General features: G+C 70.5%; 9 protein-coding genes. 4 read left to right on the top strand and 5 right to left on the bottom strand.

What is annotated here, in order from left to right:
* On the top strand, positions 1-278 hold a 278-nt coding region (locus tag AC2VNT_RS09765; protein WP_486946664.1), incomplete at its 5' end, for a DUF2771 family protein.
* A gap of 8 nt (positions 279-286) precedes the next feature.
* Here AC2VNT_RS09765 and AC2VNT_RS09760 read toward each other — a convergent pair.
* Both AC2VNT_RS09760 and AC2VNT_RS09755 read right to left on the bottom strand, forming a co-directional pair.
* The gene (locus tag AC2VNT_RS09760) at positions 287-2,248 is read right to left on the bottom strand and encodes an acyl-CoA dehydrogenase family protein (protein WP_486946663.1); all 1,962 of its coding nucleotides are present in this window, start codon (positions 2,246-2,248) and stop codon (positions 287-289) included.
* A gap of 109 nt (positions 2,249-2,357) precedes the next feature.
* Positions 2,358-2,768, bottom strand: coding sequence for a cold-shock protein (locus tag AC2VNT_RS09755; RefSeq protein WP_486946662.1), 411 nt, complete (start codon positions 2,766-2,768; stop codon positions 2,358-2,360).
* A 301-nt stretch (positions 2,769-3,069) separates the two neighbouring features.
* On the opposite strand from AC2VNT_RS09755, the gene moaA reads away from it, so the two are divergent.
* The 3 genes from moaA (at position 3,070) to AC2VNT_RS09740 (ending at position 5,741) form a co-directional block, all read left to right on the top strand.
* Entirely contained in the window at positions 3,070-4,197 is a 1,128-nt protein-coding gene (moaA, locus tag AC2VNT_RS09750; protein WP_486946661.1) for a GTP 3',8-cyclase MoaA, read from the top strand.
* 36 nt (positions 4,198-4,233) lie between these two features.
* Complete coding sequence (locus AC2VNT_RS09745; RefSeq protein ID WP_486946660.1) at positions 4,234-4,482, top strand: MoaD/ThiS family protein; 249 nt, start codon at positions 4,234-4,236, stop codon at positions 4,480-4,482.
* Between the two features lie 392 nt (positions 4,483-4,874).
* Complete coding sequence (locus AC2VNT_RS09740) at positions 4,875-5,741, top strand: transglycosylase family protein (RefSeq protein WP_486946659.1); 867 nt, start codon at positions 4,875-4,877, stop codon at positions 5,739-5,741.
* A gap of 15 nt (positions 5,742-5,756) precedes the next feature.
* On the opposite strand, the gene AC2VNT_RS09735 is transcribed toward AC2VNT_RS09740, so the two are convergent.
* From AC2VNT_RS09735 to moaC, 3 genes are read right to left on the bottom strand one after another with little or no spacing between them, the layout of a single operon-like run.
* Positions 5,757-6,200: a molybdenum cofactor biosynthesis protein MoaE gene (locus AC2VNT_RS09735; protein ID WP_486946658.1), complete on the bottom strand. Its 444-nt coding sequence runs from the start codon at positions 6,198-6,200 to the stop codon at positions 5,757-5,759.
* On the bottom strand, positions 6,197-6,679 hold the full coding sequence (locus tag AC2VNT_RS09730; RefSeq protein ID WP_486946657.1) for a MogA/MoaB family molybdenum cofactor biosynthesis protein: 483 nt from the start codon (positions 6,677-6,679) through the stop codon (positions 6,197-6,199). Before AC2VNT_RS09730 ends, AC2VNT_RS09735 begins: the two co-directional genes overlap by 4 nt.
* Entirely contained in the window at positions 6,679-7,167 is a 489-nt protein-coding gene (moaC, locus tag AC2VNT_RS09725; RefSeq protein ID WP_486946665.1) for a cyclic pyranopterin monophosphate synthase MoaC, read from the bottom strand. Before moaC ends, AC2VNT_RS09730 begins: the two co-directional genes overlap by 1 nt.
* Between the last annotated feature and the right edge of the window lie 45 nt (positions 7,168-7,212).

Genomic DNA, 7,212 nt, shown 5'->3' with positions numbered 1-7,212 from the left:
CGGTGAGCGCACGCAACCCGATCCAGCTCGCGGTGGACGAGGCGATCGGGCGGGCGCCGTGGCGGGTGCTGGGCGTGTATCCCGAAGCGGCCACCGTGCAGGAGCTCGCCGTATTCCCGCGGAACACCACGCTGGCGGTGACCGTGCCGCCGGTGGACCCGCAGCGGGGGCCACTGGAGCTGCTGGTGGTGCAGATGCTCACCCTCGGCGCCGACCAAACCGGTGAGCTGCACCCGCTGGCGCACGCCGAGTGGTCGGTGCAGCTGCTCTGGGACTGACCACCCGGCTACCCGGCGCGCCCGACCGGCCGCGCCGCTTCGAGGAACCGGCGGGCCACATTGACCTCAGCGGACGGGCCGGGTTCCCACGACGCGATCCACGGGCCGGTGCCGTCGCTCTGGTCGACGATGCCGCCCTCCAGCCAGCGGTACCGGTCCGCCAACACACCGCGCGCCAGCGCCGTGTCGTCACGGTCGGTGTTTGTCCACAGCGCGTCGAACAACCCCTCGACCCGCACGACGGCCTGCCGGCAGAACGCATCGGCCAGCTCGTAGGCCTGCTCACCTTCGGTGGGATTCGCCGCCCGCTGCGCCTCGGCGCGAACGCAGCACGCCGACATCGCGAACAGCTCGGCGCCGATGTCGACCACCCGGCCGAGGAACCCCTGCTTCTGCTCCAGCCCGGCCTGCCAGCGCGCCATCCCGTAGAACGTGTTGCGGGCCAGTTTGCGGGAACGGCGCTCGACGAAGCGCAGATGCCTGGCCAGCCTGCCGAACTCGCGGTACGCGCCGGGCAGCTGTCCTTTGCCGAACGCCAGCTGCGGCAACCACTTCGCGTAGAAGCCGCTGGCGCCGACGGCCGCCTTCGCCTTCTGCGGCAGCGCGGCCTTCGGATTGGCCAGATCGCCCGCCGCCGACAGGTGCGGATCGACCGCCTCACGCGCGATCAGCAGGCGCATGATCTCGTCGGCGCCTTCGAAGATCCGGTTGATCCGCAGGTCGCGCACCAGCTGCTCCACCGGCACGGCCCGCTCCCCGCGCGCGGCCAGCGACGCCGCGGTCTCGTAGCCCCGGCCGCCGCGGATCTGCACCAGATCGTCGGCGATCACGCAGGCCATCACGCTGGACCACAGCTTGGCCAGCGCCGCCTCGATCCGGATGTCGTTGCGGCCCTCGTCGGCCATCCGGCCGGAGAGCTGGAGCACCGCCTCCAGCGCGTATGTCGTCGCCGCGATGAACGAGATCTTGTGCGCCACAGCGGCATGCTCACCGACCGGTCTGCCCCACTGCACCCGCTCACGGGACCATTCCCGGGCGATCTTCAACGCCCATTTGGCCGACCCGGTCGCCATCGCCGGGATGGCCAGCCGCCCGGCGTTCAGGGTGGTCAACGCGATCTTGAGGCCGTCGCCTTCTCGGCCGATCAAGTTCTCGGCCGGCACCCGGACCCGATGCAGCCGGGTCACCCCGTTCTCGATGCCGCGCAACCCCATGAACTGGTTGCGTCGCTCCACGGTGATGCCGGGCGAATCGGCCTCGACCACGAACGCGCTGATGCCTCCCTTTCCAGCCCGATTTCCGTCGTGTTTGGGCACCCGGGCCATCACCACCAGCAGCTCGGCGACCACCCCGTTGGTGGTCCACAGCTTCACTCCGTCCAGTTCGTAGGCCTTCCCGTCGTCGGTCGGGGTCGCGGTCGACGCCAGCCGGGCCGGGTCCGAACCCACGTCCGGCTCGGTGAGCAGGAAGGCCGAGATGGCGCCGGCCGCGCAGCGCGGCAGAAACCTGCGCTTCTGTTCTTCGGTGCCGGCCAGCTTGAGCGGTTCGGGCACCCCGATCGACTGGTGCGCGCTCAACAGCGCACCCAGGCTCGGGTGCACAGTGGAGACCATCATCAGCACCCGGTTGTAGCCGACCTGGGACAGGTTCTGCCCGCCGTACTCCGCGGGAATCTTCAGACCGAAGCAGCCGAGCTCGGCGAGGCCTTTGACGTATTCATCGGGGATCCGGGCATCGCGCTCGATGACGCCGCCGTCGACGGAGTCGAGAAACTCCCGCAGCGCCAGCACGAACGCATCGGTGCGGGCCGCCTCGTCATCGGTGGGTCGCGGAAACGGGTGGATGAGATCGAGCGGGAACCGACCGAGAAACAGCCCCTTGGCAAAGGAGGGCTTGTCCCAGCCGCTCTCCCGTGATTCCTCGGCGACCGCCCTGGCCTGCTCCTCGGTGACCTGTACCTGCTGTGCCATCGGATACCTCCCGGGATATGACGGCGCTGTGCGGAGCACCAATACCCAGTGTCGCAGCTTGCGCCGGCCCGGTACAGAAGTTCGGCACCGGCCAGGTTCCGTCAGCCGGTCAGGCGTCCAGCTCCCGGGCGACCGCCTTGACCACCTCGGAGACCCGACGAGCGGTCTTGCGGTCCGGGTAACGGCCCTTGCGCAGCTCCGGCTGCACCGCCCCCTCCAGCAGGGTGATCATGTCCTCGACCATGCCGTGCAGTTCGTCGGGGCTGTGCTTGTGTTCCGCCGGGCCGGCCTCGCGGCGGGTGCGGGTCAGGCTCGGCGGCGGGTCGATCAGGGTGAGGGTCAGCGCCTGCGGTCCGCGCCTCCCGGCCGCCACACCGAACTCGACGCGCTGGCCCGCCTTCAACCCCTCGACGCCCGGCGGCAAAGCGGAGGCACGCACGTAGACGTCCTCACCGTCCTCCTGGGACAGGAAGCCGAAGCCTTTCTCGGTGTCGTACCACTTCACCTTGCCGGTCGGCACTGGTCTCACCTGCTTGTCTGATGGGTGACATCGTCAGCGACAGAAATGACGCGTCCTGCCTGCACAGGACGCGACACCGGGTGATTCTACTCGGCCAGCGGGTATCGAGAGCACCCCGGTTTACTCGGTAGGCTGGGGGGACGGCTGGAGGGGATATGCGCCTGATTATGAATGTGACCCGCCTGATCTTCGGCGATCTTCCGCCGGTGCGTGAGCCCGGCGCGAATGCGCGGCCCTCGGCGCGCCGAACCGACCGGATCGAGTCTTACGGATGACGTTGAATGATCGAAGCTCGCAGGCCATGTCGCCACTGGCGGTTGCCGCGGAGGCCGTCAGGAACAGCGAGACCGACGCCGAGAAACGCGCGGCACGGGCGGCCTTCGAGAAGGCGGTGGAAGAGGCCGTCGCCGGTGAGATGCCCGCCTCCGGGCCGCTGATCGACACGTTCGGCCGGGTGCACACCGATCTGCGGATATCCCTGACCGACCGGTGCAATCTCCGCTGCACCTATTGCATGCCCGCCGAGGGCCTGGACTGGATTCCCAGCGCGCACCTGCTGCAGGACGACGAGATGGTCCGGCTTATGGCGATCGGCGTGCAGCGACTGGGCATCACCGCTGTCCGGTTCACCGGCGGCGAGCCGCTGCTGGCCCGTCAACTCGAGACCACCATCGCCGCGGCCGCGGCACTGCAGCCGCGTCCGGGGATCGCGCTGACCACCAACGGCCTGGGGTTGGCGCGGCGGGCGGCTGCCCTGGTGGCAGCCGGCCTGAACCGGATCAATGTCTCGCTGGACACCGTCGACCGGGAACACTTCGCCCAGATCACTCGCCGGGATCGGCTGCCCGATGTGCTGGACGGGCTGGCCGCGGTCAAGCGGTCCGGCATGGCTCCGATCAAGGTGAATTGCGTCCTCGCGCCCGAGATCAGCGGCGACGACGTGGTCAACCTGTTGCGGTTCTGCCTGCAGCACGGCTATCAGCTGCGGGTCATCGAGATGATGCCGTTGGACGCCGACCGGAAATGGAAGCGCGATGCAGGACTGAACGCCGAGCGGATGCTGGCGGTGCTGGGCGAGCATTTCCGGCTGCGGCCGGATCCGGAGCCGCGCGGTTCGGCACCGGCCGAGCTGTGGCTGGTCGAGGAAGGTCCGGACACGCCGGCCGGCAAGGTCGGCATCATCGCCTCGGTGTCGCGTCCGTTCTGCGGTGCCTGCGACCGGACCCGGCTGACCGCCGACGGCAAGATCCGCAACTGCCTGTTCTCGCTAGAGGAGACGGATCTGCTGGGCCTGATGCGCAGCGGCGCCGACGACGACACGGTCGAGCGCGCGTGGCGGGCCGCCATGTGGGGCAAGAAGGCCGGACACGGCATCAACAATCCGGATTTCATCCAGCCGGATCGCCCGATGAGTGCGATCGGCGGCTGATAAGTGCCCGGTGGCGCGAGCACCCGGCCGACCCCGGTGACGGTCACCGTACGTTACTTCGCGGCGGCCCGGGCGGCTGCCGGGATCGAATCCGAGACGCTCACGGTGCCGGACGACACGACGGTGGCCGGGCTGGTGGAGAGCCTCGCCCGGCGGGACGCGCGGCTGGCCGCGGTGCTGAGCCGCTGCTGCTACCTGCGGGACGGTAGGGCCGTCCGAGACCGCGATGCGGTGCTGCGCCCGGGTGAGACGCTCGACGTGCTGCCACCGTTTGCCGGCGGATGAGATGTGATTTATGACACATAACGAATTGATTACGGCGCGGCAACGGCGAGATTGAGGGTAGCCGTGACCTGCGGCGTAGCCGCCCAGTCCTGGCGTTTCTCCGCTCGGTGACCGGCGAAACGCCGGACCCAGCCAAAGATGACGCAGCCGATTCGAGCCGTTAGCGTACTTCCCGGTGCGTGCCGAGTTTTTCCGATCGGTGCGCCTGTCCCCGCCCGTAGCGCCGACTCCATCCGGCGGACAGGGACACCCACGCGAGACATCGCGGATGGAGGCGCGGCCCCGATCGGCTCGTCGGAGGTGACCCCAGGGTGTGACGTTCGGCCGGGCCACTGCCCGGCCTGCACCCAGCAGCCGGCCGCGCGGCGCAGCCAGAGAGGACTTACCAACCTATGAGCGGACGGCACCGTAAGCCCAGCCAGTCAAGTGTCAGCATCGCCAAGGCCGCCGTCACCGGCGCCGTGATCGGCGGCGGCGGTCTCGCCCTCGCCGGCCACGCGGCCGCGGCCACCGACGCCGAATGGGACCGGGTCGCGGCCTGCGAGTCCGGAAACAACTGGGCGATCAACACCGGCAACGGCTACCAGGGCGGGCTGCAGTTCTCGCCGGGAACCTGGAGCGCCCACGGTGGCGGTAAGTACGCCGCGGCGGCCAACAACGCCACCCGCGAGCAGCAGATCGCGATCGCCGAGCACGTCCTGGCCACCCAGGGCCGGGGCGCCTGGCCGGTCTGCGGTCGCGGCCTCTCCGGCCCGACACCGCGCGACGTCCCGGTGAACGAGGAGACCGAGCAGCCCGCCGAGGAGCCGATCGTTCAGGAAGTCGGCTTCGGCTTGCCGGCGCCCGCGCCCTGGGATCTGCCGCCGGCCCCGGAGAATCTGCCGCCGGCGCCCGAGGACCTGCCGCCCGCACCGGAAGACCTGCCGCCCGCACCCGAGGACCTGCCGCCCGCACCCGAGGACCTGCCCCCGGCGCCGGAAGACCTCCCACCCGCACCCGAGGACCTCCCGCCCGCACCGGAAGACCTCCCACCCGCACCGGAAGACCTGCCCCCGGCGCCGGAAGACCTCCCGCCCGCACCCGAGAACGAGGCTCCTGGCCCGAACGGTCCGCAAGAGGGCGTCGAGGTGGGCTTCACGACCCAGGCTCCGCAGCCCGGCTTCCAGCAGCAGCTGCTGCAGGCGGTCCGCACCCAGCGGGTAACCGACAACGACGCGCTGGCCGCGTTCGCCGGCCAGCCGGGCGCCCGGCTCAGCTGATCCGGGGCTCGGCTCTTAGGCCGAGCCCACCCATTCATCGGTGCCATCGGCGAAGAATTGGTGCTTCCACACCGGTATCCGTAGCTTGATCGCGTCGACCAGTCGTGCGCAGGTCGCGAACGCGACCCCGCGGTGATCGGCGGCGACCGCGGCGACCAGCGCCGCGTCACCGATCTGCAGGGCACCGACCCGGTGGCTGGCCGCCAGCGCACGAACCCCGTCGGCGGTGTCGGCGATCTCGGCCAGCACCTCGGCCAGCACGACTTCCGCCGATGGATGTGCCGAGTACTCCAGCCGAACCACCGGCTGTCCGTGGTCGTGGTCGCGGATCATCCCGACGAACCCGACGATCGCGCCGGCGGCCTGGTGACCGACCAGGCTCTCGTGCTCGGCGAGTTCGATCGGCTCTTCGGTGACCGCCGCGCGCAGCACCAACGCACGCTGGACACGGCGCGTCATTGCCGGTGGTCTCCGCCGGCGAGCTGGTCCAGGGCGTGGTCCAGCACGTCGGCCAGCACCGCCAGGCCGTCGCGCACCCCGCCCGACGAACCCGGAAGGTTGACCACCAGGGTCCGCCCGGCCACCCCGCAGACTCCGCGGGACAACACCGACGTCGGCACCTTGGGCAGACCGGAGCGGCGGATCGCGTCGGCCAGGCCGGGAATCTGGTAATCGAGCACCGCGGCGGTCTGGGCCGGGGTGTCGTCGGTGGGCGAGATGCCGGTGCCGCCGGAAGTGATGATCAGGTCGGCCCCGGCAGCCACACCGTCGCGCAGCGCCGCACCGACCGGGACGCCGTCGGGAACCACCTGCGGCTGCACCGGCGCGAAGCCGCGCTCACCCAGCCATTCGGCGATGATCGGCCCGGTGCGGTCGGTGTAGACACCGCCGGCCGCCCGGGTGGAGGCGATGACGACACGCGCCGACCGGGCCGCCATCAGCTCTCCCAGGCCCCGGTGCGGCCGCCGTCCTTGCGCAGCACCCGGATGTCGTCGATCCGGGCGGCCCGATCGACGGCTTTGATCATGTCGTAGAGCGTCAGCGCGGCCACGCTGACCGCGGTGAGCGCCTCCATCTCCACCCCGGTGCGGTCGGTGGTGCGCACGGTGGCGGTGATGTCGATCTCCGCGTCGCCGACGCTGAAGTCGACGTCCACGCCGGTGAGGGCCAGCTGGTGGCAGAGCGGGACCAGGTCGCTGGTGTGCTTGGCGGCCATGATGCCGGCCACCCGCGCGGTGGCCAGGGCGTCGCCTTTGGGCAGGCCACCTGCGGAGATCAGGTTCACCACCTCGGTGGAGGTTCGCAGCACGCCGGCGGCGACCGCGACCCGCTTGGTGATCCCTTTGCCGGTGACGTCGACCATGTGCGCCGCGCCGCGCTCGTCGAGATGCGAGAGCGGGCCGTTCCCCGGCCCGGGCTCCGGCATCGCGATCACCGGCTCCCCGTGCACGCCGGTGGCCGGGAGCAGGTA

This window comes from Mycobacterium sp. TH-M15 (assembly GCF_057473705.1).
Note: the sequence above shows the minus strand (reverse complement) of the source record. Positions and strands in the feature narration are given on the sequence as shown.